Here is a 26509-nt window from a genome sequence, read left to right on the forward strand (position 1 = left end):
TGGGATAAAAAGAAATGTGAGGAATGTATATGACAGTGAAAATTAGAGTTTATTCTGATTTTATTTGTCCATTTTGTTTTTTAGCTACTGCCCCTTTAGATGGGGTGCAAAGGAAAAAGATGTAGAAATAGAATGGATGCCACTTGAATTACGCCCTATCCCGCATCTTAAAGTTAAACCATGGAAATTGCCTTATGTGGTAGAAGCTTGGAGCTCGTTCATTCATCCTACTGCTAAAAAATTAGGAATAGAAATGAAATTACCTCGTTTATCGCGTCCGTATACTCATTTGCGATATTTACGTACCATGAAACAACTAATTACACTGTCTACAACTGAAATTCTCTTTGATTTCGAATGCCTTACAAACAAAATATTAGCACAAATGTTCGTGTGACGGTATAATTATAAGTATCTTAAAATTAAAGGAGGTCTTGCCTTATGAGTCAAAGAATTTCCTACTATGATGTTGCACCTGATGGCATGAAAATTATGATGGATATGGAGAAGTACACTAAGAAGTCTACAATTAATCGAATTACTAGAGAACTTATAAAGATTAGAGCCTCTCAAATTAACGGTTGTGCTTTCTGCATAGATATGCATACATCCGATGCTCGTAAGATGGGTGAAACCGAACAACGAATTTATTGTTTGAATGCTTGGAATGAATGTGATTTTTATACACCTGAAGAGAAAGTTGCTCTTGAACTATCTGAGCATATTACTCTAATTCCTACTAAAAGAGTTCCTGAAGACCTATATAAGCGAGTACGTGAACACTATGACGAGAAACAATATGTTGACCTTGTTTTGGTAATCAATCAAATCAACAGTTGGAATAGAATTTCTATTGCAATGGGAAATACAGCAACTAAAAAATAATTGCTCTCAACGAACGGAAAATAAGAATAAAATTAAAGATGTTTAAAAAATCACAATACGGTCGTTTCATTTTTCTTTATTATGCAGTTATCATAAACTGTGACATAACCAAATTTATAAAAGTTATTGTTTCATCCTTTATAACTTTTATCATAATATTATCTTGAAACACGAAGGGACTGAACTATGCGCAGATATCAATATCTTGACCCCAAAATAAAAACATAATGGAGGTAAAAATATTGATTACAGAACTACAAACCGAAAGATTAGTTTTAAGAAAAATGAAAGCATCAGACTCAGCTAGCATGTTTACAATTTGGTCTGATCCAGAAGTTACAAAATTTATGAATATCAATAGTTTTACTGATGAAAGCCAAGCGGTAGATATGATTGAAATGCTTGATAAGCTATCTCGGGAAAACAGAGCTATTCGTTATTCGATAATTGAATTAGAATCAAATGAAATTATCGGTTCTTGTGGTTATAATTCATTTGATTTCAAAAACGCCAAAGCAGAAATTGGTTACGATATTAGTAAAGCTTTTTGGGGTAAGGGATATGCGCCAGAAGCCATTCTCTCTTTAATGGATTATGCGTTTAGTACTTTAGAATTCAATAGAATAGAAGCAAAAGTTGAATCTGAAAACATTAATTCAATAAAAGTCTTACAAAAGTTAAACTTTACATTCGAAGGGACAATGAGAAAGTGTGAAAAATCTAATGAAAAGTTTATTGATCTAAGTATTTATTCAAAATTAATAACAGATTAACTTATATTGCTTAGCCTATATTCCTTAAAATGTAGGCTATTCTTATATCTTCTATTTCAAAGTTTAAATAATTTAATAAGTCGAACAGTATTTGTTTACACTTCATTATAAACTATACACTACCGTATTTTTAAACAACTTTGTTATTGAAATGGAACAGTTTAACAACGTAGCAATGCGGATTCACGCCCTCAAAATTAAACAACTTTATTATTATTAGTCAGTAAAGGCTGTCGATTAAGAGTTAGAAAAGGGTAAAGAGAATAAATTAGATGGACTACAATGCAGTGCATTTTTACTATACCCTAGAAGGTTTGACAAAAAAACAAACCGCTTTACAATATACCCTTCAGGGTATATGATATTATACAAAGTTACAAAGTAATGTATAATATAGTTATAATTACGGAGGTGGTTTACAGTGGAATATAATCAAGATATGAAAAATAGATTGAAACGTATTGAAGGTCAAGTTCGTGGTGTGCTTCGCATGATGGAAGAGGGAAAAGATTGCCGAGATGTTATTACACAGTTAACTGCATCCCGTTCTGCGCTAGATCGTACAATTGGACTCGTTGTGGGAACAAATTTAGAGCAATGTTTGCGCGAGCAGTTTGAAACAGGTAATGGCTCAAATGAAGAGTTAATTAAAGAAGCTGTTCAATTACTTGTAAAAAGCCGATAATCTGTCAAACGTATGTGTTGACAGATTTTTAAAAACATTTTAATATACCCCTATAGGTATAAGTGTATAAGTTATGGAGGAATCGACAATGAGTATAAAAGTTGATACGAGTTTAGACTGTAAAGGATTGGCTTGTCCGATGCCAATTGTGAAGACGAAAAAGGCGATGGAAGGGTTGGCAGCAGGGAAAGTTATTGAAATAGAGGCGACGGATAAGGGATCGACGTTAGATATACAAAGTTGGTCAAGTAAAGTAGGGCATCAATATATCGGAACGAAACAAGAGGGAAATGTATTAAAGCATTATGTACGAAAATCACACGAACATGAAGTGAATGAAGTTGTGAAATATCCTCATACAATTACGAATGGGGAATTGCAAGATATATTATTAAGTGGTGAAGAGTGCACTGTATTAGATGTTCGTGAAGCGGCGGAATTCGCCTTTGGTCATATTCCATCCGCAATTTCGGTGCCATTAGGCGAATTAGAGAGTGCAGCGTTAGATCAGACGAAGCAAATTTATGTTGTTTGCCGAACTGGTAATCGTAGTGATATAGCTTGTCAAACGTTGAAAGAAAAAGGTTTTTCAAATGTGAAAAATGTCATTCCAGGTATGTTAGAGTGGCAAGGGAATATGGAAAAATAAAATTTTTTAAATGAAAATATACCTATGGGGGTAATTGCGTGGTCGCTAAGATGTTACAAGCAAAAGATGTTGCAGAGAAAGTTTTATTCGGGGAGTTATTTATTTTAGATGTTCGGAATGAAGCGGATTATGAAGAATGGAAAATTGAAGGGAAACAAATTTCTTCATTGAATAAACCGTATTTTGATTTATTAGATGGTGTAGAACATATTGTAGATGAATTACCGAGGGAGAAAGAGATTTTAGTTGTATGTGCGAAAGAGGGTTCTTCTCAGTTTGTTGCAGAGCAATTGTTAGATGAGGGTTTCAATAATATTTATTATTTAGCTGGCGGTATGAAAGCTTGGAGTGAGTATGTGAAGCCGGTAAAGGTAGGGGATGTACAGGGCGGGGGAAGTATATATCAATTTAATCGTCTTGGAAAAGGATGCTTGTCTTATATGGTAGTTTCAAACGGTGAAGCAGCAGTCATTGATGCGGTGAGAACGATTGAGGCGTACGAAGAGTTTGCAAAAGAGCACGGAGTTACTATTACTAACGTAATGGATACACATTTACATGCAGATCATATTTCAGGTGGACGTAAATTAGCTGAAAAAGTAGGCGGTACGTATTGGTTACCTCCAAAAGATGGGGAGGAAGTTGTTTTCTCTTACGAACCGCTAGTAGAAGGCACTGTTATTACGGTGGGGGGTACCCTAATTAACATTGATGCACTATACTCACCAGGGCATACGATTGGGAGTACATCATTTATTATCGATGAGACGTATTTATTATCAGGAGATATTTTATTTGTAGATTCAATCGGGCGTCCAGATCTTGCTGGAAAGGCTGAAGATTGGGTGAGTGATTTACGAAATACGTTATATAAACTTTATAAGGAACTGTCTCAAGATTTAATTGTTTTACCAGCTCATTATTCAAAAATGAGTGAAATGGATGAGAAAGGTATTGTGCGTGCGAACCTACAAAATCTATTTAAGGAGAATGTAGGATTAAATATTGCCGATGAGGTAGAGTTTCGTAAAACGGTGACAGAGAATCTACCACCTCAGCCGAATGCTTATCAAGAAATTCGTCAAACGAATATGGGAAAAATTCATCCGAATGTGGAAGAAGAGCGTGAAATGGAGATTGGTCCAAATCGCTGTGCAGTGCATGATTCATTATAAAAATAACAAACTGGAGGTATAGATGATGAATATAAAACAAGTATTAGATGCGAAAGGTTTAGCATGTCCGATGCCGATTGTAAGAACGAAGAGAGCGATGGATACTTTACAATCTGGAGAAGTGTTAGAAGTACATGTAACGGATAAAGGGTCAGTTAAGGATATTCCAGCATGGTCAAAAACAGGTGGTCATGAAATAGTAAAGCATAATATAGAAGACGATGTGCTGAAGTTTTGGATTAAGAAGGCGTAGTGAAGAACTAGTTTTGTAAATGCGGAGAGGGTGGTTATATGAATACAATATTAAGTACGCTTTTCATTGTACTTGCTGCATGGTTTGTTATTTCACGTTTTTTACCGGTGAAAGGTGTTCAAAATATAAATGGAAAAGAATTAAAGGGTATAGTGGGAAAAAAGGAGAAACAATTTATCGATGTTCGTACAGTAGGTGAATATAGAGGAAATCATATGAAGGGATTTCAGAATATCCCGCTAAATGAGTTAGCTAGTAAAGTAAATCAGTTAGATAAAAATAAGGAAGTAATTGTTATTTGTCAGAGCGGGATGAGAAGTAAGCAAGCAGCAAAAGTATTAAAGAAATTAGGATTTCAGCGCGTTATAAATGTTTCAGGCGGTATGAACGCTTTGTAAGGGGAAAATAGTATCGGGTGTAGCTAGATAATTGGAGCCTTTTTACAATTTTTAAAATACCCCTATAGGTAATTAAGAGGAGGACAACATGGAACAACAGAAGAAAACGACGATTGTTTTATTTAGTGGAGATTATGATAAAGCGATGGCAGCTTATATTATTGCAAATGGTGCAGCGGCGTACGATCAAGAGGTGACTATTTTTCATACTTTCTGGGGCTTAAATGCCCTTAGGAAAGATGAGCATGTGAAAGTAAAGAAAACGTTTATAGAGAAAGTGTTTGGAAAAATGATGCCGCGCGGCGCTGATAAGATGGGATTATCAAAAATGAATTTTGCTGGTATGGGGCCAAAGATGATTAAAGGTATTATGAAGAAGCATAATGCGATGCCTTTGCCTGATTTAATTGATATGGCGAAAGAACAGGGAGTTAAGCTTGTAGCTTGTCAAATGACAGTAGATTTATTAGGGTTAAAAGAGGAAGAGATTATGGAAGGGGTAGAGTTTGCAGGAGTAGGTGTATATTTAGCAGATGCTTCGGATGGGAATGTGAATTTATTTATTTAAATCACCTTCTTTTTAGAAGGCGGGGGATACAATATGAGTTTAACAGTGCTACTTTTTATTATTGGGTTTATAGGGTCGTTTATTTCAGGAATGGTTGGGATTGGCGGTGCAATTATTAATTATCCGATGATCTTATACATTCCAGTATTGCTAGGATTTGCTGGATATACATCACATGAAGTGAGTGGTATTACAGCGATTCAAGTATTCTTTGCAACTTTTGCAGGCGCGTGGGCGTATAGGAAAAGTAACGATATGGATAAAACGTTAGTTGTGTATATGGGAGCTAGTATATTAATAGGAAGCTTTGTAGGTAGCTTTAGTGCGAATTTATTAAATGAGCATGCTGTAAATGTTGTTTACACATTACTAGCTACTATTGCGGCTATTATGATGTTTATACCAAAGCGAAGCAATCGTAAGGGGACAGAAGGAATTACGTACAATAAGTGGCTCGCTAGTTTGCTAGCCTTTATTGTAGGAAGTGTTTCCGGCATTATTGGGGCTGGTGGTGCGTTTCTTTTAGTCCCGATTATGCTAGTTGTTTTAAAACTACCGATACGTACAACAATAGCAACATCTATCGCTATTACTTTTATTTCCTCGATAGGAATTACTACTGGGAAAGTGATTACTGGACAAATAGTTGTTATTCCGGCTCTTATCGTTGCGATAGCAAGTTTATTTGCCGCTCCTCTTGGAGTGAGAGTAGGGAAGAGAGTGAATCAAAAAGTTTTGCAGTATGTATTGTCTACTTTAATTGTAGGAACTGCGATAAAGATGTGGGTTGATATGATATCGAAATAAAAAGATGGTGCTCTTGTAGCACCATCTTTTTATTTACGCCCAAATAACTTTCATTAAGTTCTTATATTCATCGTTTGCCAGTTTATATAGCATTCTCGTATGTTCAAAGACAAGTGCGGGATTAAAGTTTGGTTCTGAGAATGCAAGAGATGTTGAAATATCAATTGCATTTTGTTTGTTTAGCGTGAATTTTGCAAATCGATAAGATGTGTTTAATTCATTGATGACATGTAAAATGTCATTTGTTGATGTTGAATCAGGTACAAGAGCAACATTGAAGCAGTATATATCCACAGCAGGATGTTCGCTTTGGAAAGCAGCAATAAGTTGAATTTTTGCGCCAGCTTCTGTTTCTAATCCTACTGAAAAATGTACCGAACCATCATTTTCATCTATATTTTCTTCCATATATATATCGTTTGATTTTAAGTACTCTTTAAAATCTGAAATGTTATGTTTTACTGCAGCTTTCATATGTATGAGCCCCCTGATAATTGGAATAGATTACTATTATTTATTATAATTTAAAAATATTAAAAAAGATAGTTGGAAAGTTCTGATTTTTCATTTTAAAATAATTAAAAAGAAACAGTGCTCTACCTCCATAGAGCACTGCTTCACTTTATTCATTGTCATTAGACGATGTTTCTGTATCTTCACTGTTATTTTTATTCTTATCTTTAGTTTCATTGTTACTTGATTCGCGTTCACTCGTATTTTCAGACTTAGATTCTTTTGTTTTCTCTGAGCTTGTTTTTTTCGAATCAGAATCAGAATCAGATTTTGTATAGGCAGGTAGTCCAAGGTGACTACGAAGTTCGTTTGTAACATTAGCTAATTCTTTTTTATCTGGATTGTAGTAGTAAGTTCGGCCACCACCAGCTGACTTACTACATGTATCATCACCTTTTGCCATGTAACAGTCTTCACCTTGAATTTGTAATTTCTCAATTGAAGAATCTGCTCCGTATTTATAGAATGAAAGCATATCATCGAATGTTAAGTTCGTAACGAATTGGCCATTAATGTCATCAATGATGTTACCAACTTTTGTTACTGATCCAACGCTCGTTAGTTTCTTTAAAATGGCTTCAATAACGAGTTGCTGACGTTGACCACGCATCGCATCACTATCGATGTGCCTTGTTCTAGCAAGAGCAAGAGCTTCTTCGCCATTTAACTTTTGAACACCTTTTTGCAGATGAATTGCCTCAGCAGTATCATTGCTATCTTGCTCAGTAAATTCAACTGGTACATCAACTTCAATTCCGCCCAAATCATCGACGATTTTTATAAATGATTTAAAGTTGAATTTTACAAAGTAATCGACAGGAACATTCGTTAATTTTTCAACTGCATCAATACTTGCTTGTGGTCCACCATCTTTTCCATTTTTGGTAGAACCGAATGCATGAGCGTGTGTAATTTTATCTTTTTTCTTTTCTACTGGAATATAAGTATATGTGTCTCGTGGAATACTTAATAGTTTTACCGTTTTGCTATCTTTATTAAACGTTGCAAGTAATAATGCATCCGTTCTTATAGCTTCACCATATTCTTTCCCGCGGACATCGCTTTCATCAACACCCATGATTAAGACAGAAACATTGTTTGTAATAGGTTTTACAGCCTTATCACGTAAATCAGATTTATCACCGCGCGCTAAATCGTGTGCGGCATTTCGAATAGCAGAAGATGCTTTATTTACTAAAAACCAAGTATAACCGCCACCTATTATTAAAAAGAATAAAATAACGCTTATAATAATTTTTGTTTTTTTCTTACTATTTTTCGGTTTACTTCGTGTATTTTCTTGCAAAGATGGGTTTTGCTCCATTTCTTGTACTCCTTCATTTGGATTGAAATACGACACTCATATCCACTTATTATAATGAAATTTAGCGAAAAAAAACATTACAAATCATTTACATTTCGTAAAAATTCAATTTATTTATAAAAAGTCAGATTTTCTATATTTTATTTTTGAAATGTAGGATAAGTATATGTTGTTTTAGTAGAAATGAAAATATGTATTGTGAGAAAGTGATAGAGAAGTAAGATTTGTTGAAATATAGCCAAGAAGAAGCGATTAGCTTTACATTCATTTTTTATATAATAAAGAAGTATTCTACGGATGAAGGAGAGAGCGTAATGAATCATACATCATTCCGAGCAATTGTCGTGAAAGAAAAGGAAAATAATCTATTTGAAAGAACGCTTGTTGAGAGAGAAGTAAATAGTTTACCTGAAGGAGACGTATTAATACGTGTTCATTATTCTTCATTAAATTATAAAGATGCCCTTTCAGCTACTGGTAATAAAGGTGTAACGAGAACATACCCTCATACACCAGGCATCGATGCAGCGGGAGAGGTAGTTAGTAGTGGAAATAACGCCTTTCAGGAAGGCGATCAAGTTATTGTAACTGGATATGATTTAGGTATGAATACTTCTGGTGGTTTCGGAGAATATATTCGCGTGCCATCCTCTTGGGTTGTTCCTTTACCAAAAGAAATGTCTTTGAAGGAAAGTATGATGTACGGGACAGCAGGTTTTACAGCTGCCTTATCGGTATATAAGCTCATTAGAGCGGGAATTACGCCTAGTACGGGAGATATTTTAGTAACGGGTGCTACGGGAGGAGTAGGCAGTGTAGCAGTTAGTATTTTAGGAAAGCTAGGATATAGCGTAGTAGGGGCAACAGGGAAAATGGAAGAGAAAGAGATGTTGCTACGTTTAGGTGCAAAAAAGATGATTCGCCGCGCGGAATTGAGTGATGAATCAGGAAGACCGATGCTTAAAGGAATATACGCTGGGGTTGTCGATACTGTAGGCGGAAACATGTTAGAAAGTTCTTTAAAGGTAGTTAAGTATGGAGGCTGTGTAACAACGTGTGGTAACGTAGCAGGGCATGAATTAAATACAACTGTATACCCATTCATATTACGAGGGATTAGCCTTTTAGGAATAGATTCAGTTCAATGTCCAGTAGATGTGAGAAGAGAAGTGTGGGCATTGCTAGCAGATGAGTGGAAAAATTCAGAGCTATTATCTTATACAGAAGAATGTACATTAAAAGAATTAGATGAGAAGTTTGCACTTATACTGCAAGGAAAGTTAAAAGGGAGAACGGTTGTAAAGATGAAATGAAAAAAAGAGACGCTCATTTGAGCGTCTCTTTTCCTATTATAATGATTGTTTTAAATTTACTTTTCCTTGTTCACCTAAAACGCCATCAGCAATATTTACAGCGTGATCACCGATACGCTCTAAGTTACTTACCATATCAACGAAAATGATGCTTGCATCACCTGAACAGCTACGTTCGTTCAGACGTAACACATGACGTTTACGAAGAACACGTTCCATTTGGTCAATTTTACGTTCTTTTGCAATAACCGTTTGGGCTAGTTCAGTGTCGAAGTTTGTTAAAGCATTGATTGCATCTTGTAATGTCGAAATTGTTAATTCAAGCATTTCATTTAATTCAGTTAGTGCTTCATCTGATAGTGAAACGCGGTTTGAAATTTGGAAATCTACAAGTTCTACTAAGTTTTCTACATGATCACCAACACGTTCAATATCTCCAACAACACCTGCTAGAACTGAATGCTTTTCAGAGTCTGTATGTGAAAGTGGTTTTTCTGATAGTAAAACTAAATACTCGGTAATTTTTTTATCTAAATTGTTAATAGCTGCTTCTAATTGCGTAGCCATATCAGCGTGTTTCTTTTCTTGTGTATTTAAAAATTGGTTTGCTTCTTTTAATCCTTGTAAAGAAAACTCAGCCATGCGAACAATTTCTTTTTGCGCTTCTGTTAGTGCGATAGCAGGAGATTGTTCAATAAAGATTGGATTTAAATGTTGCGGTTTGAAATCAATAGCAGAATCTTCGCCGCGAATAAGTTTTGTTACAATCCATGCTAATACAGCGATGAATGGGAATTGAATAAGTGCATTTGTTACGTTAAATGTTCCGTGGGCAAATGCGATTGTCATTTCTGGATTTAAGTTTAAAGATGTTTGGAAATATTGAATTAAACTTGTAAATGGTACTAATAAAATCGTAAAGATAATTGTACCGACGATATTAAAGATAACGTGAACTAATGCTGCACGTCTTGCTGCAATAGAAGTACCAATTGCTGCTAATACAGCTGTAATTGTTGTACCGATGTTATCACCGAATAATACAGGAAGGGAAGCTTGTAAATCGATTGCACCCTGGCCGAATAGTTCTTGCAAAATACCGATTGTCGCACTTGAACTTTGTACGATTAAAGTGAAGACTGTACCAACAACGATTCCTAAGATTGGGTTATCACTCATGCTAACCATTAATTCTTGGAATGATTCTAAAGAACGAAGAGGTTTCATACCTGCGCTCATCAATTCTAAACCGAAGAATAACATACCAAATCCGAATACGACTTGACCTAAAGACTGTACTTTTTTATTTTTAAAGAAGAATAATAAGATTGCTCCGACTGCCATAATTGGAAGAGCGTATTCTCCGATTTTAATTCCGATAATAAATGCAGTAACTGTCGTTCCGATGTTCGCACCCATAATAACACCAATTGCTTGTCTTAATGTCATAAATCCGGCACTTACAAGTCCGACTGTTAAAGCGGTTGTTCCTGAACTGGATTGAATTAATACTGTAACTAACATACCTGCTAGTACACCCATAAGAGGGTTTGTTGTAAAACGATCTAGAATATCGCGAAGACGATCTCCGGCTGCTTGTTGCAGTCCATCGCCCATGTATTTAATCCCGAATAAGAAAATACCTAATCCACCAATGAACTGGAAGATCATATCTTGAATATTGTATTCCACGCATTCCACTCCTTAAATTTCATGTACGATGTAATTATTAACTAAACCTTGAGGCACTGTAAACGGTTTGTCTATAATTTTTACACTAAATTTACAAAGTACTAAAAAGTTTACAATTCTTTAAAGAAACTCCTGGATTTAATTGGTTTTCATGCATGGTATCTGACTATTTCGTAAAGAAGTCACATTTATCACACTATTTATTGATAGTAAAAATAAGAGAGATAAACTATCCAAATTGGGTGTGCTAAGTAAAGTTTCACTTTATTTATAATGGTTCTTTGCATATTTTTTAATCAAAGTTAGAAAAATATGTAGAGGAAATGGGGAGGTTTGAAATGAGTGTACTGATGAAAGTGAAAAAATGATTGAAGTATATTAATCCACTTCTTTGGAGTGCTTGCAACATTAAAAAAGAGCAATTCGCATATGAATTTGCCCTGTTTTTTTATGTTAAAAAAGTTTGAGTACTTCGTATTGTAAAAACTGTGTGCAGTATGCTTGTTTATCCTGCTATTTGTGGGAGATAAAGCTACCCACTGATTAAAGTTTCACTTTATTAGGAGTTGTCGTTATGTTTCAAGTTTATGACGACATTTCCCTTTTTGTGTCCTTTTTCAACATATATGTGAGCTTCAACAATTTCCTCAAAAGTGTATTGCCTATCAATGATCACTTTTATTTTACCGTTCTCAACTAGTTCTTTAAGGAAATTTAATGCTTCGGAAGTTTCAGGTGCGTTTTGACTTAATATGAGTTTCATGCGACTTGTCAATTTAGTCCAGAGCATTTGAGCACTTGGTAACGGTTCAACGATATTTATATAGGTACCATCTTCCTTTAACATTTTAATACAATCTGAAAAGGTACTCTTATTTACGGCTTCAAAGATAACATCATAAGCTCCGTCTATAGTAGAAAAATCGCTTGCGGTGTAATCAATTACTTCGTCAGCTCCTAGGGACTTTACTAATTCTAAATTTGAGCTACTGCACACCCCTGTAACTTTTGCGCCGAAATACTTGGAAATTTGCACTGCATAACTTCCGACACTTCCAGAAGCTCCGTAAATAAGAATGTTTTGACCGCTTCGAACGTTAGCTTTCCTAAGGAAAAACAAGGCTGTACGTGCTCCAATTGGGATGGCTGCGGCTTCTTCATAGGATATATTGGAGGGCTTCATGCACACTGCTCCATCTTCAGGTATACAAATGTACTCAGCATAAGAACCGAAATTTGCTTGGGTAGCAGCAAAAACTGGATCTCCTACTTTAAAACGCGTAACGTCTTTTCCTACTGATTCAACCTCACCAGCCAATTCCATTCCAAGTATTTGTTTTTTCGGTTGTTTAAAGCCAAGTGCAATTCGAGCGGGTAGCCAAACCGAAGAGGGAACTGTAAAACTTCTTGAACGAATATCTCCTGCTGTTACGGTTGTCGCATTAATTTTTATTAGTATTTCATTGTCTTTAGGTGTAGGTTTTTCAACTTCTTTCAATTGAAGTACGTCGGGGGGACCATATTTTGTATACAATATTGCTTTCATTAATGTTTCCTCCAATTCGTTCTATATATTAATATCATACGAACAACATGAATAAATAGAACAGCGGTTCACCTTTCAATACAATGCAAAAAGCAGTGCGATTTTTTTGGAATCCACTGCTTTTTTGCATTTGTGTATATATAATTTTTTTAGTGTAAGTACTTTGAAATGGAGCGAGTTAACATTACCCAACGGCTTTTTCGTTTATTTTATCTTTCTGTTTTTGTTTCCGTAAGCTTGTAATGTAAATGAACAGGAAAGCAATAAGTAATAGAGAGGAATAACGATATACAGTTGCATAGTTGGTAAAGTGTGCAATGAATCCAAAAATAATCGCTCCAGCACCAATTCCAAGATCAAATGCTGAGAAGAATGTTGCTGTTGCTACTCCTCTCCGGTGCGGTGCTACTCGGTCAATCATCCATGCTTGTAGTGCCGGTTGAATTGCTCCGAAACCACTGCCGTAGCATGCTGCGGCAATAATTAAACTCGGAATTGTAGTTGTATACGACAGCAAGATAATACCTGTAAACGTAATAATAACTCCTGGAATGATGACAAATGTATGACCTTTCGTATCATATAATCTTCCAGAAAACGGACGAGTTACAGCGATTGCAAGTGCGTTAAATAAAAAGAAGAGACTAATATCAGCAATCCCGACTTCTGTAGCAAATAATGTGATAAAGCTCCCAATTCCCCCGTACATTAACGTAATACATAATATTAATAATGAAGGTAGTAAAGCTTTACGCTCAATAAACCCATCGAGAAAGGTACCAGATGTTTGCTGTGGTGGTTGCGGCGATTTTTTGATTTGAAGTAGTTTCGTTAATATTAATGAAACTATTGTGCATGAAAGTGCACATAAAAAAAGAATCGTGAAGTTATATGCTTGCATAAGCCAAAGTCCAATAAGCGGACCGAGCGCCATGGCGATAGTTCCAGAAAGACCGAAATACCCCATGCCTTCACCGCGGCGAGCTTGCGGAATTAAATCTGAAACGACAGTTCCGTATGTAGTCGTTGTAATACCAAAACCAGCTCCGTGTAAAATTCGAACGGCAAGTAATAGGAAAACGGTTGAAGCGAAAAGATAACTGCCCATAGCGAGTAAACAAATAGCGGTACCGATCATTAAAATGATTTTTTTGTTGAATTTTTGCAAGGCATTTCCAGTTAGCGGCCTAATAAAAAGTGCTGCAACGGTAAACATGCCGACAACGAATCCGATATTTGAACTTGTGCCCCCAATTTCTTTCACATAAACAGGTAAAGTTGGAATTAACATTTGAAATCCTAAAAACATACATAAGTTTGCTAGAATTAGCGCAATAAACTCTTTTGTCCATAACGGTTCTCGTTTTACGAGTACTGCCTCTCCCATATATTCATCCCCTATATAAAAGTTTTCCCGCATTAACGGGCAGTAAAACTCCCACCTTAAAATCCGGCTGGAGCAAAGAAGTTAGGTGGGAGATCAACTGCCCGTAAAAGCCCGATTGGTTCAACTAATAATCAGTGGGGGATGAACAAAACCCCCACTGATTAAAGTTTCACTTTATCTCTGTTCTTTCGAGTATATGTATTGGTCAACGTAACAGTCAAGGAAGGTGCCTTGAAAACGTATAACAATTTTCAAGGCGAAAAAACTGACAAATTTGTGGAAAGACTACACAATTTTGAAAAAAAGATGTAAAGTATAGATGTATAGACTAGTGGTTGTTATGAATGATAGAAATTGTTTTTTCTTTAAAGAAAGCGGATTCAAATGGTAGTGGATGAGAAGGGGATACATACTTTTTCACTACATATATTTGAAAAGGTTTACAATATGATGAAGAAAGAGGCGTGTACATATGAGACGATTAGGTATTTCTATTTATCCAGAACATTCGACAGTAGAGGAAGATAAAGAGTATGTAACATTAGCAAGTAAATACGGATTTACACGTGTATTCACATGTTTATTATCTGTAGATGGCGAAAAAGAGACAATTATAGAAGAGTTTAAGGAAACGATCTCTCATGCGAATGCATTAGGGTTTCAAGTATTAGTTGATATTAGTCCAGCTGTTTTTGAACAACTAGGTATTTCGTATAATGATTTATCGTTCTTCCATGAACTAGGTGCTTATGGTATTCGTTTAGATGTCGGTTTCTCAGGTTTAGAAGAATCAATTATGACGTACAATCCATACGGCTTAAAAATTGAAATTAATATGAGTAACGGTACGAAGTATGTAGATAACATTATGAGCCATAGACCAAATCGTGAAAATTTAATTGGCTGTCATAATTTCTATCCACATCGTTATTCAGGATTATCATACGATCATTTCATTAAATGCTCGAAACAATTTAAAGATTACGGTATGAGAACCGCTGCTTTTATTTCATCATTCGATGCAACATATGGGCCTTGGCCAGTAACGGAAGGCTTATGTACGTTAGAGCAGCATCGTGAATTACCGATGACAACACAAGCGAAGCATTTATTTGCGACAGAATTAATTGATGATGTTATTATTGCGAACGCCTATGCTTCAGAGGAAGAATTACAAGCACTAGGTGCATTAAATAAAGAGAAACAAACATTTGATATAGGACTATATGATACAACAACAGAATTAGAAAGAATTATTGTATTAGACGAACCGCATTTTTATCGCGGAGATGTATCTGAATATATGATTCGTTCTACACAGAGTCGTGTGAAATATAAAAAAGAAGAGTTCAAACCACATAATACGCGCGAAATTAAGCGCGGTGATCTTTTAATTGATAATGAACAGTATGGTCAATATAAAGGTGAATTGCAAATTGCTTTAAAAGATATGGTGAATACAGGAAAAACAAATGTAGTTGGCCGAGTGGTAGAGGAAGAAATCTTCTTATTAGATTATTTACAAGCTTGGGATAAGTTTGGATTTACATTAAAGAAATAGAGAAAATGAAAAAGGAAAAAACTACTGATTTCAGCAGCTTTTTCCTTTTTATCCCGCATTAACGGGCAGTAAAACTCCACCTTAAAATTCAGCTGGTGCAAAGAAGCTAGGTGGAAGATTAACTGCCCGTAAACGCCCGATTGGTGAAGGCTAATAATCAGTGGGGGATGAACAAAACCCCCACTGATTAAAGTTTCACTTTATATAAAGAGCGAGAGGAAGAGCTATGACAAAAGTGCATCAGCGATTAATTTCCATTTTAGAGGAGTTTTTAGAAGAGAAATCGATGTTAAATCGAGCTTTTTTAGCGAGCCGTTTACATGTATCAACGAAGACGATTCAAAAGGATATAAAATTATTAAATGATATATTGGAAGAACACGGAGCGAAAATTGAATCACAAAGGGGGAATGGGTACGAACTAGAAATTATACAAACTAAGAAGTTTGAAGATTTTTGCTTAAATGTATTTCAAAAACAGACGGAAAAGATTCCCACTTCTTATGAAGAAAGAGTAGCTTATATTTTACAACGTATTTTAACGACAGATGGGTATATGAAGCTTTCACAGCTAGCGGAAGAGATTTATGTGAGTAAATCGACTGTAAACTTAATTATGAAAGATGTTACGGATATTTGTAGTCGCTATGAGTTACAAATTGAAAAAAGACCATATTATGGTATACGTATTGTGGGAGAAGAATTTAATATTCGTTCTTGTTTATCACAATATGGTTTACCGCGGTATGACCATACTCCGTTTCATGAGAACTATGAGCAGACGGACACGTATTTATCGTTACCCCATATTTCTCTCATCCGCTCAGTTATACTAAAGTATATCGAGGGAGGAACGATATATTTATCAGATATAGAAATTGATAATTTATCAATTCATATTGCGATTGCTTTAAAGAGATGCAGGGATGATCATTACATTCAAGCACTGCATGTAGAGGAATCTGAACTTATAATAAAGAAAGAATATAAAATTGCGAAACAGATTTTAGGGAATTTAGGGGAAGAGCTAAAACTTCAATTTCCAGAAGAAGAAATTTTATATGTGACGATGCATTTATTAAGTACTGCTGTTACAGCAAGAGATCGCTATGAAAATGTGGAAGAGCTATTAGGGAAAGACGTATATGCATTCATGCAGCATATTCTTTTCAAAGTAGCGGAAGAACGGAATCTTACTTTTTATTATGATGAAGAATTATTATTTGGTTTTGGTGTTCATTTAAAAACGTTATTAAATCGTTTGAAATATAAATTAAATACGAGAAATCCTCTTTTAGCAGAAGTGAAAAAAAATTATCCATATGCTTTTGAAATTGCAGTTCTCGTTGGAGATATAATTGGTGAATACACGGGTGAATCCATTCCAGAGAGTGAAATTGGTTATATTGCCATTCACTTTGGAGGAGCGATGAGCCGTTTACAAGAAAATAATCAAAAGAAAAGATGTTTATTAGTTTGTGCGACTGGTCAAGGGAGTGCACAGCTACTGAAATATAAAATTCTATCACATTTTCGAGATAAATTAGAGATTGTAGGTATTACAGGCTATTATCAATTGAAGGTAGAAGAACTTTATAAGGATAAAATAGATTGTATTATTAGTACGATTCATATACCGAGTGGTTTGCCTGTGCCAGTTATAAAAGTGAATTCAATATTTGATGATAAAGAGATTAAATCGATTGGTCAGCAGTTATTTACGCATGTGAATAATAGTGTGCAGCAATATGTTAAGGAAGATTTGATCTTCTTACATCGTAGTGCTTCTACGAAAGAAGAGGTTATCCAGTTTTTATGTGAGAAAGCTGCTGCGAAAAGTTATGTACCCGCAAACTTTTATGCTTCTGTTATGGAGAGAGAGAACACATCTCCTACAGCGGTTGGGAATTTAGTTGCGATTCCACACCCGATGCAGTTATTAAGTGAGCAAACATTTTTGATGTTTTGTACACTTGAAAAGGCTGTTGACTGGGGAAATAAGAAAGTACAAGTTATTATTTTATTTAGTGTGAAGCGCAATAATAATGAAGATTTACAAAAGCTTTATGATTTTTTATATGATATTATGTCTAGCCAGAATACGATAGAGAAATTAACTCAGGCTGAAGTAATTGAAGATTTACAAGAGATATTATTATCTTTATAAGAAAAGTATATAAAAACTTCCGTTACATAACGGAAGTTTTTTATGTTTAATTGTATGCGTTTTCATAATAAGATAAAAATATAGAAAAAACATAGCTTGGAGGAATTTAAAATGACTGATATGCAAACTCCATTTGCGTTAATTTTACATGGTGGTAACGCGAGAAGCGCGGCACTTGAAGCAATTGCTTTTGCAAGACAAGGAGATTTTCAAAATGCGAGTGAAAAGATGGAACTTGCTAGTGAGGAAATATCATCCGCTCATCGTATTCAAACGGATTTAATTCAAGAGGAAGCAAGGGGAAATCATGCAGAAATAAGTTTATTATTAGTGCATGCACAAGATCATTTAATGAATGCCATTACAGTGAAAGAACTTGCTGAGGAATTTATTACTCTTCATAAACGAGTGGAAGAGAAAGTGACAGTATAATATGTACATTTTATTATGTTGTGCAGCAGGCATGTCAACGAGTATGGTTGTAAGAAAAATGCAAGAAGAGGCAAAGAAACAAGGGAAGGATTATAAAATTAAAGCAGTTGATTCGGTACTTGTGAAACTGGAAATAAAAAATGCTGATGTTGTTTTAATCGGACCACAGGTGAAGTATTTGTTTCCAGCGATAGAGTTTCTTGCGAAGTCATACGATATACCAGTTGCAATTATAGAGCAACGAGATTATGGCATGTGTGATGGTTTGAAAGTACTTAAGAAAGCTGAACAGTTAGTTTTAGCGTAATTATATTTTTTTAAATATAAACATTATAATGTTATAACTTTTGTTTTCGACAGATTGAACATAGGGAGGGTTATCGATGAATGGTTTTATGAGTTTTATGGAACAGAAGATTATGCCGACAACGCAAAAGATTGCGGGGCAACGACATTTATTAGCAATTCGGAATGGTGTTATTTCTACATTACCGTTAACGATTGTCGGGTCATTTTTCGTTATCTTTTTAAATTTACCAATTGATGCATATATGGAGTGGATTGCACCGTTTCGCCATATTTTAGATATTCCATTCCGATTTACAGTAGGTTTAATGGCTTTATACGCAGCATTTGGGGTAGGGGCCTCACTCGCGAACTTTTATCAGCTCAATCAGTTAAGTGCAGGATTATTATCTGTACTCGCCTTTTTACTAGCATCAGTTGAACCTATTCAAATAACAAAAGCTGTACCAGGTGTTATTGATGCAGGAAGATATATTTCAGTAGGGACATTAAGTGCTACGTCTTTATTTGGAGCTATTGTGACAGCATTAATTGCAGTTGAAATTTATCATTTCATGATTAAGCATAATATTTCGATTAAATTACCAGACAGTGTACCACCAGCAGTTGCAAATTCATTTGCAGCATTAATTCCAACTTTAGTAGTTATTCTTTTATTCTGGGGCATTCGTTACGGTTTGAAATTTGATGTAAATACAACGATCACATATTTAATTGCACCATTAAAGTCAGTATTAGTAGGTAATAATTTATTCGGTGGTTTATTAACAGTATTCCTAATCGTATTCTTCTGGTCGTTCGGTATACATGGTCCAGCGATTTTAGGACCAATCATTCGTCCAATGTGGGATTCAGCAATTCTTGAAAATATGGAAGTATTCACGGCTACAGGAAATGCACATCAATTACCAAACTTATTTACAGAGCAATTTATTCAATGGTTCGTATGGATTGGTGGATCAGGCTCAACGTTAGCTTTAGTAATTATGTTTATGTTCTCTAAATCTAAGTTCCTAAAAGAGTTAGGTAGATTATCATTCGTACCAGGTTTATTCAATATTAACGAGCCAATTATTTTCGGGGCACCAATTGTAATGAATCCAATTTTAATTATTCCGTTCGTTATTACACCGTTAGTTACAACGACAGTATCATATTTCGCAGTTGTTTCAGGTATGATTCCATTGATGATGGCGAAGCTGCCATTTACGATGTTAGCGCCAATTGCAGCTATTATTAGTACGGACTGGACAATTATGGCTGGTGTACTTGTACTTGTTAACTTTGTTATCTCATTCGTTATTTACTACCCATTCTTCAAAATGTATGAGAAACAACAATTAGCAGGAGAGGAGAAATCAGAATGCTCGGAGCAATTATCATCTTAATTACATTCGTAGCGGGGCAGTGTATTGCGCATTATTCAAAGTGGGTACAAAGTAAATCGTTATTAGTTTTACTACTTGTGTCGATATTATTTATCGGATGTTCAATGGGAGCTTATGTAGCATTTAGCTTACAATCACCATTCTTTATTATCGTACCAACGATTTTATGTGCAACATGTTTATCTGCAAAATATAGATTTACGAGCATGGCATTAATACAACGTGTGAAGGAGATGCAAAAGCATGGAGCGTAAATTAGGAATTTCACTTTATCCAGAGCATTCAACGAAAGAAAAAGATATGGCATACATTTCAGCAGCGGCACGTCACGGGTTTTCAAGAATATTCACTTGTTTACTATCTGTTAATCGTCCGAAAGAGGAAATCGTAGCTGAATTTAAAGAAATTATTGGACATGCAAAAGAGCACGATATGGAAGTTATTTTAGATGTAGCTCCGGCTGTATTCGATCAACTTGGTATTAGTTATAGTGATCTATCATTCTTTGCAGAGTTAGGTGCAGATGGAATTCGTTTAGATGTAGGGTTTGACGGGTTAACAGAAGCGAAAATGACGAATAATCCATATGGCTTAAAAATTGAGCTGAATGTAAGTAATGATATTGCCTATTTAGAAAATATCCTTTCGCATCAAGCGAATAAATCAGCTTTAATTGGTTGTCACAATTTTTATCCGCAAAAATTCACTGGCCTTCCGTATGATTATTTCATTCGCTGTAGTGAACGCTTCAAAAAGCATGGTATTCGCAGTGCAGCCTTTATTACATCGCATGCAGCTGACATCGGTCCATGGGATATTAATGATGGATTATGTACATTAGAACAACATCGTAATTTACCAATTGAAGTACAAGCGAAACATTTATGGGCAACAGGGCTTATTGATGATGTTATTATCGGAAATGCTTATGCGAGCGAAGAAGAATTAGAGAAACTAGGAAACTTAAATCGTTACATGTTACAGCTAAAAGTACAATTTGTAGACGAAGCGACTGAAGTAGAGAAGAGAGCGACACTGCAAGAATTACACGTAAGACGCGGTGACATAACAGAATATATGGTACGTTCTACAGAAGTACGTAAAAAGTATAAAGGCTATGACTTCCCTATGCGCGAAAGTGTACCACAGGAAAGAGGGCAAGTGGTGATTGGTAATAACCTATTCGGAAAGTATAAAGGTGAACTACAAATCATCTTGAAAGAAATGCCGATAGATGAACGGAAAAATATTGTCGGTACAATTGCTGAAGAAGAACTATTCTTACTAGATTATGTAGGGGCTTGGACGCAGTTTACTTGTGTGGAATAGGGAAGAGAAGGAATGTAAGAATCATAAAAAAAGAGTCAGCCTCAACGTTGAGACTGACTCTTTTTTATATAGTAATTAGTTTAAAACTTTCACTGTAACTGTTTTACGTCCCCAGTTACTTGATGTACCTTTATCTGGCATTAAAACATCAATTTTATTTCCTTTAATAGCTCCACCAGTATCACCAGCGATTGCTACTCCGTAACCTTCAACCCATACTTTTGAACCTAATGGAATTACACTTGGATCAACTGCAATTAGTTTCATGTTTGGATTAGCTGTTAAGTTATGGCCCATAGCTGATTTTACTTGATCTCCGGCTTTGTAACCATTTTCAAGTGGATCTGCTGTGTAAGCTGTTGCTTCAACTCTTAATTCACGAGAAGAAGATGGTGCACTTGTTTCAGTTTCTTTCGCAACAGGTTGTTGTGTAGCTGGTTTTTGAGCTTTAGCCGCTTCACGAGCTTTAGCTGCCTCTTGAGCCTTAGCTGCTTCGCGAGCTTCAGCCGCCTCTTGAGCCTTAGCTGCTTCACGAGCTTCAGCCGCCTCTTGAGCCTTAGCTGCTTGAGCTTCAGCTGCTTCACGAGCTTTAGCTGCCTCTTGAGCTTTAGCTGCTGCTTGAGCTTCAGCCGCTTCTTGAGCTTTAGCTGCTTCACGAGCTTTAGCCACTTCTTGAGCTTTAGCTGCTTCACGAGCTTTAGCCACTTCTTGAGCTTTAGCTGCTGCTTGAGCTTCAGCCGCTTCTTGAGCTTTAGCTGTCTCTTGAGCTTTAGCTACTTCCCCGGCTTTAGCTGTTGCTTGAGCTTCAGCTGCCTCTTGAGCTTTAACTGCTTCACGAGCTTTAGCCGCTTCTTGAGCTTTAGTTTTTGCTTGAGCTTCAGCTGCCTCTTGAGCTTTAACTGCTTCACGAACTTTAGCAGTATCTTGAACGTTAGTTACTTTTTCAGCTTTAACTACTGGCTGAACTTTAACTGGCGCTTTCCCTGTTAAGTAAGGAACGTGTACATAAGCTGTTTGGCCGTTATATTCAAATTGAATCCAATCATTTTGTACTTGGTTTGTTGTTTCGATTACATCATCTTTTTTCAATTTACCAAGAATCTCTGAATCTGTATTTGCTCCAGCACGTACGTTTAATACGTTTGCTGTTACGTAGTAAGTATCTTTTGTGTAGTCAGCGCTTATGAAAGCCTCTTTACCACTATTTAATTTAACTTTTGACCATCCGTTTTCTGTATGTAAAACGTTAACTTTATATCCATCTAATAACTTTCCGACAACTTGTGATTCAGTAGTTGGGTTTTCTCGTACATTTAGTACATCAGTCGTTACGATTGTTTCTGCTTTAGCAGATGTTGTGAAAATCCCAAGACCAAAAACCGCTGCTGTTGCTATACCCATAAATTTTTTCATAATAGCCTCCATTGCATTTGTTTTCGTTGACCTCATTATAGCAACCATTATTTTCTTATTTGCGGAAAACACAAAACTACAAAGCATTCGTAACGAGGCATTAATATTCTGTAATAATTCCATTAATATCCTGATAGCGTTTTCTTCGCGTTTTTTAGGGGATTAGAACATAGTATTCATAAAATCAATACTATTTTAATTACTAATAGATTAATAATGTATCAGTAGAGTTACACTGTCATTTCTATAACGTTACGAAATAGGGGTATTTAACTGTTTAAATTGCAATTTAGTTATAAAAATATAATTTTTTTGTGTGTGAAGTCATATATATAGGGTTAATTTTAATGAAATAGAGATATAATTGTTACAAAATAAGTTGTAGTATGGAAAAAATTACGCCTTGAATTTGTTCTTTTACATATTATTTTTGTAATAATAGGATTGCTTGATGGCTTTCGCAAGAAATGAAAGTTTAAATGATAAAAAGATATTCGTAACATGAAACATATATAATAGAAGAAACATGATTTAAAGGGACGATATCGTTATGAATTGGTTCACGAATTACAGTAGAATTATCCCGCTATTTGTGGGCAGTAAAACTCCCACCTCAAAATTTGGCTGGAGCAAAGAAGTTAGGTGGGAGACTAACTGCCCGTAAACGCCCGATTGGTGCGGGCTAATACTCAGTGGGGGATGAACAAAACTCCCACTGAGTATAGTTTCACTTTATATAATAGAAGTTAGAGGTTCTTATTTTTGTCAAAACGTCGATAAAATTGCATTTGCCTTCAATAAAATAAAAAACGTAGGAGTGTAAACTCCTACGTTTTTTATTTACTCATATCGTAAACATTCAATTGGATCAAGTTTAGCAGCTTTGTTCGCTGGTAGTAAACCGAATGCAATACCGATTAGCATTGAGATACCTACTGAAAGAAGTCCAAGTTCTTTTGAGATAACGAGTGGCCATCCGGCAAAGATTGAGACGATCCAAGCGAAGAAGATACCGAGCATGAATCCGATGAAACCACCGAGTCCTGTTAAAATACAAGATTCAATTAAGAATTGCGTTAATACTTTACCGCGCGTTGCACCAAGTGCTTTACGAATACCGATCTCACGTGTACGTTCTGTTACAGATACAAGCATGATATTCATTACACCGATACCACCAACAAGTAAAGAAATAGCAGCAATACCACCGAATACCATTTTCATCATACCGATTGATTCATCTAATTGCTTCGTAAACTCACCCATATCTTGAGCTTCAAATTTATGCTCAAATTTAGGAGCTTTCATTTCATTTAAAACGGAAACGGCTTGTTTTTCTACACTTTTACGTTCTGTGGGAGAGGTCATTGTTAATTTTACAGAGTCATACTCATTTACTCCTGAAATGACAGGCGCGTTTTCAAGTGATGTATAACCTTCAGGCATAGCCATTCCAAACTCATTTTTCGTTTCGTACACACCGACTATTTTATATGGTTTTCCTTTTATATCAGTGTATAAATTTGATTCCCAACCGTTAAATAATTTATTGAAAGCTTCTTCATTTAATATAACAGCAGGAATTGCTTGGTTTAATTCGCTATCGTTTAATTCACGACCGTGAACTAATTTTATCTTCGAATCTGTCATAAAGGCGCCTGTTCCACCTTTTAAATCAAGAGAGACATCCTTTGAACCAGAAGATGCTTTTACTTTCATACTCACATCTGGATAAACATCTTTAACACCAGGCACAGTTTGAAGACGTTTTAACATATCAGGTGTGATTTTGGCACTATCTGTTCCATAATCAGGGTTGTTGTAGTAAATCGTTACTTCATTATCTTTTCCTTGGCCTAACTCTTTTTTAAACTTTGCGTTTGTACCATCACCCATTGAAATGATAGTAATAATGGCACTAATACCGATAATAATACCTAACATCGTTAAGATAGAACGCATTTTATGAGCAAAGATAGAGGAAAGGGCCATGCGTATATTTTCACTCGTGTTCAAAATTAACCTCTCCAATCTTGGACGATATTTCCGTCACGAATTACAATTTGACGTGCTGCCGCTTCCCCGATTTCACGATCGTGGGTAATCATAATGATTGTTGAGCCTTGTTTGTTTAATTCGTAAAAAAGATCCATAATTTGTGTACTCGTTTTCGTATCAAGTGCACCCGTTGGTTCATCGGCTAAAATGAATTTCGGGTTATTTACGATTGCACGGGCAACGGCAACACGCTGCTTTTGTCCACCTGACAATTCGTTTGGTAAGTGGGTAGCACGATCAGCTAAACCTACTTTTGTTAAAGCAGCTAATGAGCGTTCGCGTCTTTCTTTTTTATCGACTCCAGCGTAAATAAGAGGTAGCTCTACATTTTGAAGTGCTGTAAGTCTCGGTAATAACATGAAGTTTTGGAATATGAACCCGATCTCTTTATTACGAACGTGTGCAAGTTCGGTCTCAGACATGTTTGAAATGTTTTGACCAGCTAGTTCGTACGTACCTGTCGTTGGTTTATCTAAGCAACCGATAATGTTCATTAATGTTGATTTACCAGAACCAGATGGTCCCATAATAGAAGTGAATTCTCCTTGGTTCAGTGTTACGTCAATTCCGTGTAATATTTGAACGGATTCTGCACCGTTTTGGAAGGATTTCGTGATGCTTTTTAAGTTAATCATTCAACGACAACCTCCATACCATCTTTTAAGTCTTTTTCAGGTTTAGAGATAATTTGCTCTCCTTTTTTCACTCCAGAAACTTTTGCTTCGCTATCTGTCTCGAATTCAACAGTAATCGCTTGTTCTTTCGCTTTACCATCTTTTACAACGAAGACAACATTTTTGTCACCTTTTTTCACGATGCTGCTTTTCGGAACAATTGTACCAGTTGCTTCGCCAGATTTACTTGTTACGTAAACGTGGAAGCCGTTTTGTAATTCTTCACTATTATCTAATGTGACAGTGAATTGATAGTTAGAAACAGTTTTATTTTCGTCCATGCTCTTTAATGGTGTAGAACCGATTTCCGTTACTTTTCCTGTCCAAGTCTTACCAGCGACCGTTTTTGATGAAACAGTTACTTCTTGCCCAACTTTCATACTAGCAAGTTCATATTCAGAAAGTTGACCTTTTACTTTAAATTGACCAGCGTGACGAAGAGTAATGCCACTCATACCTGTTTTTTCATCAGCAGTTTTTACGATATCGTCAATTACACCATCAGCAGGGCTTGTTACAGAAAGTGTGTTTACTTTCTCTTTTGCTGCTTTAATCATTTCATCAGCTTTTTCTACTTCAAACTTTTTCATTTCAAGTTGTGATTCTAATTGTTGCACTTCGATTTCCGATGCTTTTAATGCTTCCTGAGGAAGGCCGGCATTTTTATCTTTTTGTAATTTTTGTTTCGCTGCATCAATTTGTTTTTGATACAATGTTACTTCTTTTTGTGCGATTTTCTTCTGCATTTCTGCTTCCGTTACACCTTGTTTAGCGGTAGGGTCATTATATTTAAACAGAAGCTGACCTTTTTTTACTTCATCACCTTTTTTAACAGCTAATTCATACGTACCTTTTGTTGGATCGAATGAAATTGTTTCAATTCCATTTGGAATAACTTCGCCGCCAAATTTTTGTGCATTTTCAATTTGTTTTTCCGTAACTTTATAACCGCCATATGCCATTGCTACTTCTGAACTACCGCCAGCTAAAGCAAAATATGATCCAGCTGCAATTCCGATTGCTACTACACTAGTAATTAACACTTTATTTTTCTTCTTCATCTATTTATCACCTTTTCGTTCGTTTTAGTATCTACATTAAGTATAGAAGAGGTGAAGAATCTGACAAATCGTTTTAGCTTACAATAACCTTACAGTTTTGTAAGGTATGGATATGCAAATGTAAGGTAGAGGTTGTCCTAGTGAAACTTATG

General features: G+C 35.7%; 26 protein-coding genes and 1 pseudogene. 18 read left to right on the plus strand and 9 right to left on the minus strand.

Features of this window, described 5'->3' with window-relative positions:
* Positions 1-29 precede the first annotated feature (29 nt).
* The 10 genes and pseudogenes from NSQ47_RS24590 to NSQ47_RS24635 form a co-directional block, all read left to right on the plus strand.
* A pseudogene (locus tag NSQ47_RS24590) lies at positions 30-298 on the plus strand (DsbA family oxidoreductase); the annotation flags it as partial.
* Positions 299-441: 143 nt separating this feature from the next.
* Complete coding sequence (locus tag NSQ47_RS24595) at positions 442-885, plus strand: carboxymuconolactone decarboxylase family protein (protein ID WP_341038155.1); 444 nt, start codon at positions 442-444, stop codon at positions 883-885.
* A gap of 242 nt (positions 886-1127) precedes the next feature.
* Complete coding sequence (locus NSQ47_RS24600; protein WP_002159200.1) at positions 1128-1658, plus strand: GNAT family N-acetyltransferase; 531 nt, start codon at positions 1128-1130, stop codon at positions 1656-1658.
* A 421-nt stretch (positions 1659-2079) separates the two neighbouring features.
* Positions 2080-2343 carry a metal-sensitive transcriptional regulator gene (locus NSQ47_RS24605; RefSeq protein WP_000456201.1) on the plus strand — a complete coding sequence of 88 codons (264 nt, stop codon included), beginning with the start codon at positions 2080-2082 and terminating at the stop codon, positions 2341-2343.
* 88 nt (positions 2344-2431) lie between these two features.
* Positions 2432-2992: a sulfurtransferase TusA family protein gene (locus NSQ47_RS24610; protein ID WP_341038156.1), complete on the plus strand. Its 561-nt coding sequence runs from the start codon at positions 2432-2434 to the stop codon at positions 2990-2992.
* A 38-nt stretch (positions 2993-3030) separates the two neighbouring features.
* Positions 3031-4167: an MBL fold metallo-hydrolase gene (locus tag NSQ47_RS24615; RefSeq protein WP_341038158.1), complete on the plus strand. Its 1137-nt coding sequence runs from the start codon at positions 3031-3033 to the stop codon at positions 4165-4167.
* Positions 4168-4189: 22 nt separating this feature from the next.
* A complete protein-coding gene (locus NSQ47_RS24620) occupies positions 4190-4420 on the plus strand; it encodes a sulfurtransferase TusA family protein (protein ID WP_002150428.1) in 231 nt (76 codons plus the stop codon).
* A 38-nt stretch (positions 4421-4458) separates the two neighbouring features.
* On the plus strand, positions 4459-4818 hold the full coding sequence (locus NSQ47_RS24625) for a rhodanese-like domain-containing protein (protein WP_002159192.1): 360 nt from the start codon (positions 4459-4461) through the stop codon (positions 4816-4818).
* An 88-nt stretch (positions 4819-4906) separates the two neighbouring features.
* Positions 4907-5386 carry a DsrE/DsrF/DrsH-like family protein gene (locus tag NSQ47_RS24630; RefSeq protein WP_002159190.1) on the plus strand — a complete coding sequence of 160 codons (480 nt, stop codon included), beginning with the start codon at positions 4907-4909 and terminating at the stop codon, positions 5384-5386.
* A 33-nt stretch (positions 5387-5419) separates the two neighbouring features.
* Entirely contained in the window at positions 5420-6193 is a 774-nt protein-coding gene (locus NSQ47_RS24635) for a sulfite exporter TauE/SafE family protein (RefSeq protein ID WP_002029911.1), read from the plus strand.
* Between the two features lie 33 nt (positions 6194-6226).
* On the opposite strand, the gene NSQ47_RS24640 is transcribed toward NSQ47_RS24635, so the two are convergent.
* Both NSQ47_RS24640 and NSQ47_RS24645 read right to left on the minus strand, forming a co-directional pair.
* Entirely contained in the window at positions 6227-6667 is a 441-nt protein-coding gene (locus tag NSQ47_RS24640) for a hypothetical protein (RefSeq protein WP_002029912.1), read from the minus strand.
* 148 nt (positions 6668-6815) lie between these two features.
* Positions 6816-8030: an LCP family protein gene (locus NSQ47_RS24645; RefSeq protein ID WP_002159188.1), complete on the minus strand. Its 1215-nt coding sequence runs from the start codon at positions 8028-8030 to the stop codon at positions 6816-6818.
* A gap of 314 nt (positions 8031-8344) precedes the next feature.
* On the opposite strand from NSQ47_RS24645, the gene NSQ47_RS24650 reads away from it, so the two are divergent.
* Entirely contained in the window at positions 8345-9343 is a 999-nt protein-coding gene (locus NSQ47_RS24650; RefSeq protein ID WP_341038160.1) for a YhdH/YhfP family quinone oxidoreductase, read from the plus strand.
* A 36-nt stretch (positions 9344-9379) separates the two neighbouring features.
* Here the strand turns inward: NSQ47_RS24650 and NSQ47_RS24655 are convergent, their stop codons facing one another.
* From NSQ47_RS24655 to NSQ47_RS24665, 3 genes are all read right to left on the minus strand, one after another.
* Positions 9380-11035, minus strand: a complete 1656-nt coding sequence (locus NSQ47_RS24655; RefSeq protein ID WP_002159186.1) for a Na/Pi cotransporter family protein — start codon at positions 11033-11035, stop codon at positions 9380-9382.
* Positions 11036-11594: 559 nt separating this feature from the next.
* The gene (locus NSQ47_RS24660) at positions 11595-12581 is read right to left on the minus strand and encodes an NAD(P)-dependent alcohol dehydrogenase (RefSeq protein ID WP_341038161.1); all 987 of its coding nucleotides are present in this window, start codon (positions 12579-12581) and stop codon (positions 11595-11597) included.
* A 184-nt stretch (positions 12582-12765) separates the two neighbouring features.
* Positions 12766-13968, minus strand: a complete 1203-nt coding sequence (locus NSQ47_RS24665) for an MFS transporter (RefSeq protein WP_016103796.1) — start codon at positions 13966-13968, stop codon at positions 12766-12768.
* Positions 13969-14440: 472 nt separating this feature from the next.
* On the opposite strand from NSQ47_RS24665, the gene NSQ47_RS24670 reads away from it, so the two are divergent.
* From NSQ47_RS24670 to NSQ47_RS24700, 7 genes are all read left to right on the plus strand, one after another.
* A complete protein-coding gene (locus NSQ47_RS24670) occupies positions 14441-15529 on the plus strand; it encodes a DUF871 domain-containing protein (protein ID WP_078174047.1) in 1089 nt (362 codons plus the stop codon).
* Positions 15530-15755: 226 nt separating this feature from the next.
* Positions 15756-17696 carry a BglG family transcription antiterminator gene (locus NSQ47_RS24675; RefSeq protein ID WP_341038162.1) on the plus strand — a complete coding sequence of 647 codons (1941 nt, stop codon included), beginning with the start codon at positions 15756-15758 and terminating at the stop codon, positions 17694-17696.
* Positions 17697-17807: 111 nt separating this feature from the next.
* Positions 17808-18128 carry a PTS lactose/cellobiose transporter subunit IIA gene (locus tag NSQ47_RS24680; RefSeq protein ID WP_002125414.1) on the plus strand — a complete coding sequence of 107 codons (321 nt, stop codon included), beginning with the start codon at positions 17808-17810 and terminating at the stop codon, positions 18126-18128.
* Between the two features lies 1 nt (position 18129).
* On the plus strand, positions 18130-18435 hold the full coding sequence (locus tag NSQ47_RS24685) for a PTS sugar transporter subunit IIB (RefSeq protein WP_341038163.1): 306 nt from the start codon (positions 18130-18132) through the stop codon (positions 18433-18435).
* A 76-nt stretch (positions 18436-18511) separates the two neighbouring features.
* Complete coding sequence (locus NSQ47_RS24690) at positions 18512-19822, plus strand: PTS sugar transporter subunit IIC (RefSeq protein ID WP_002201677.1); 1311 nt, start codon at positions 18512-18514, stop codon at positions 19820-19822.
* Entirely contained in the window at positions 19798-20076 is a 279-nt protein-coding gene (locus NSQ47_RS24695; protein WP_002150399.1) for a hypothetical protein, read from the plus strand. Before NSQ47_RS24690 ends, NSQ47_RS24695 begins: the two co-directional genes overlap by 25 nt.
* The gene (locus NSQ47_RS24700) at positions 20066-21151 is read left to right on the plus strand and encodes a DUF871 domain-containing protein (protein WP_341038164.1); all 1086 of its coding nucleotides are present in this window, start codon (positions 20066-20068) and stop codon (positions 21149-21151) included. Before NSQ47_RS24695 ends, NSQ47_RS24700 begins: the two co-directional genes overlap by 11 nt.
* Before the next feature lie 75 nt (positions 21152-21226).
* On the opposite strand, the gene entC is transcribed toward NSQ47_RS24700, so the two are convergent.
* From entC to NSQ47_RS24720, 4 genes are all read right to left on the minus strand, one after another.
* Complete coding sequence (entC, locus tag NSQ47_RS24705) at positions 21227-22687, minus strand: cell wall-binding protein EntC (RefSeq protein WP_341038165.1); 1461 nt, start codon at positions 22685-22687, stop codon at positions 21227-21229.
* Between the two features lie 717 nt (positions 22688-23404).
* Positions 23405-24580, minus strand: a complete 1176-nt coding sequence (locus tag NSQ47_RS24710) for an ABC transporter permease (RefSeq protein WP_002159178.1) — start codon at positions 24578-24580, stop codon at positions 23405-23407.
* A 2-nt stretch (positions 24581-24582) separates the two neighbouring features.
* Entirely contained in the window at positions 24583-25257 is a 675-nt protein-coding gene (locus NSQ47_RS24715) for an ABC transporter ATP-binding protein (RefSeq protein ID WP_002159177.1), read from the minus strand.
* On the minus strand, positions 25254-26357 hold the full coding sequence (locus NSQ47_RS24720; RefSeq protein WP_002159176.1) for an efflux RND transporter periplasmic adaptor subunit: 1104 nt from the start codon (positions 26355-26357) through the stop codon (positions 25254-25256). Before NSQ47_RS24720 ends, NSQ47_RS24715 begins: the two co-directional genes overlap by 4 nt.
* Positions 26358-26509 lie beyond the last annotated feature (152 nt).

This window comes from Bacillus sp. FSL R10-2780 (genome assembly GCF_038006125.1).
GTDB lineage: Bacteria > Bacillota > Bacilli > Bacillales > Bacillaceae_G > Bacillus_A > Bacillus_A cereus_U.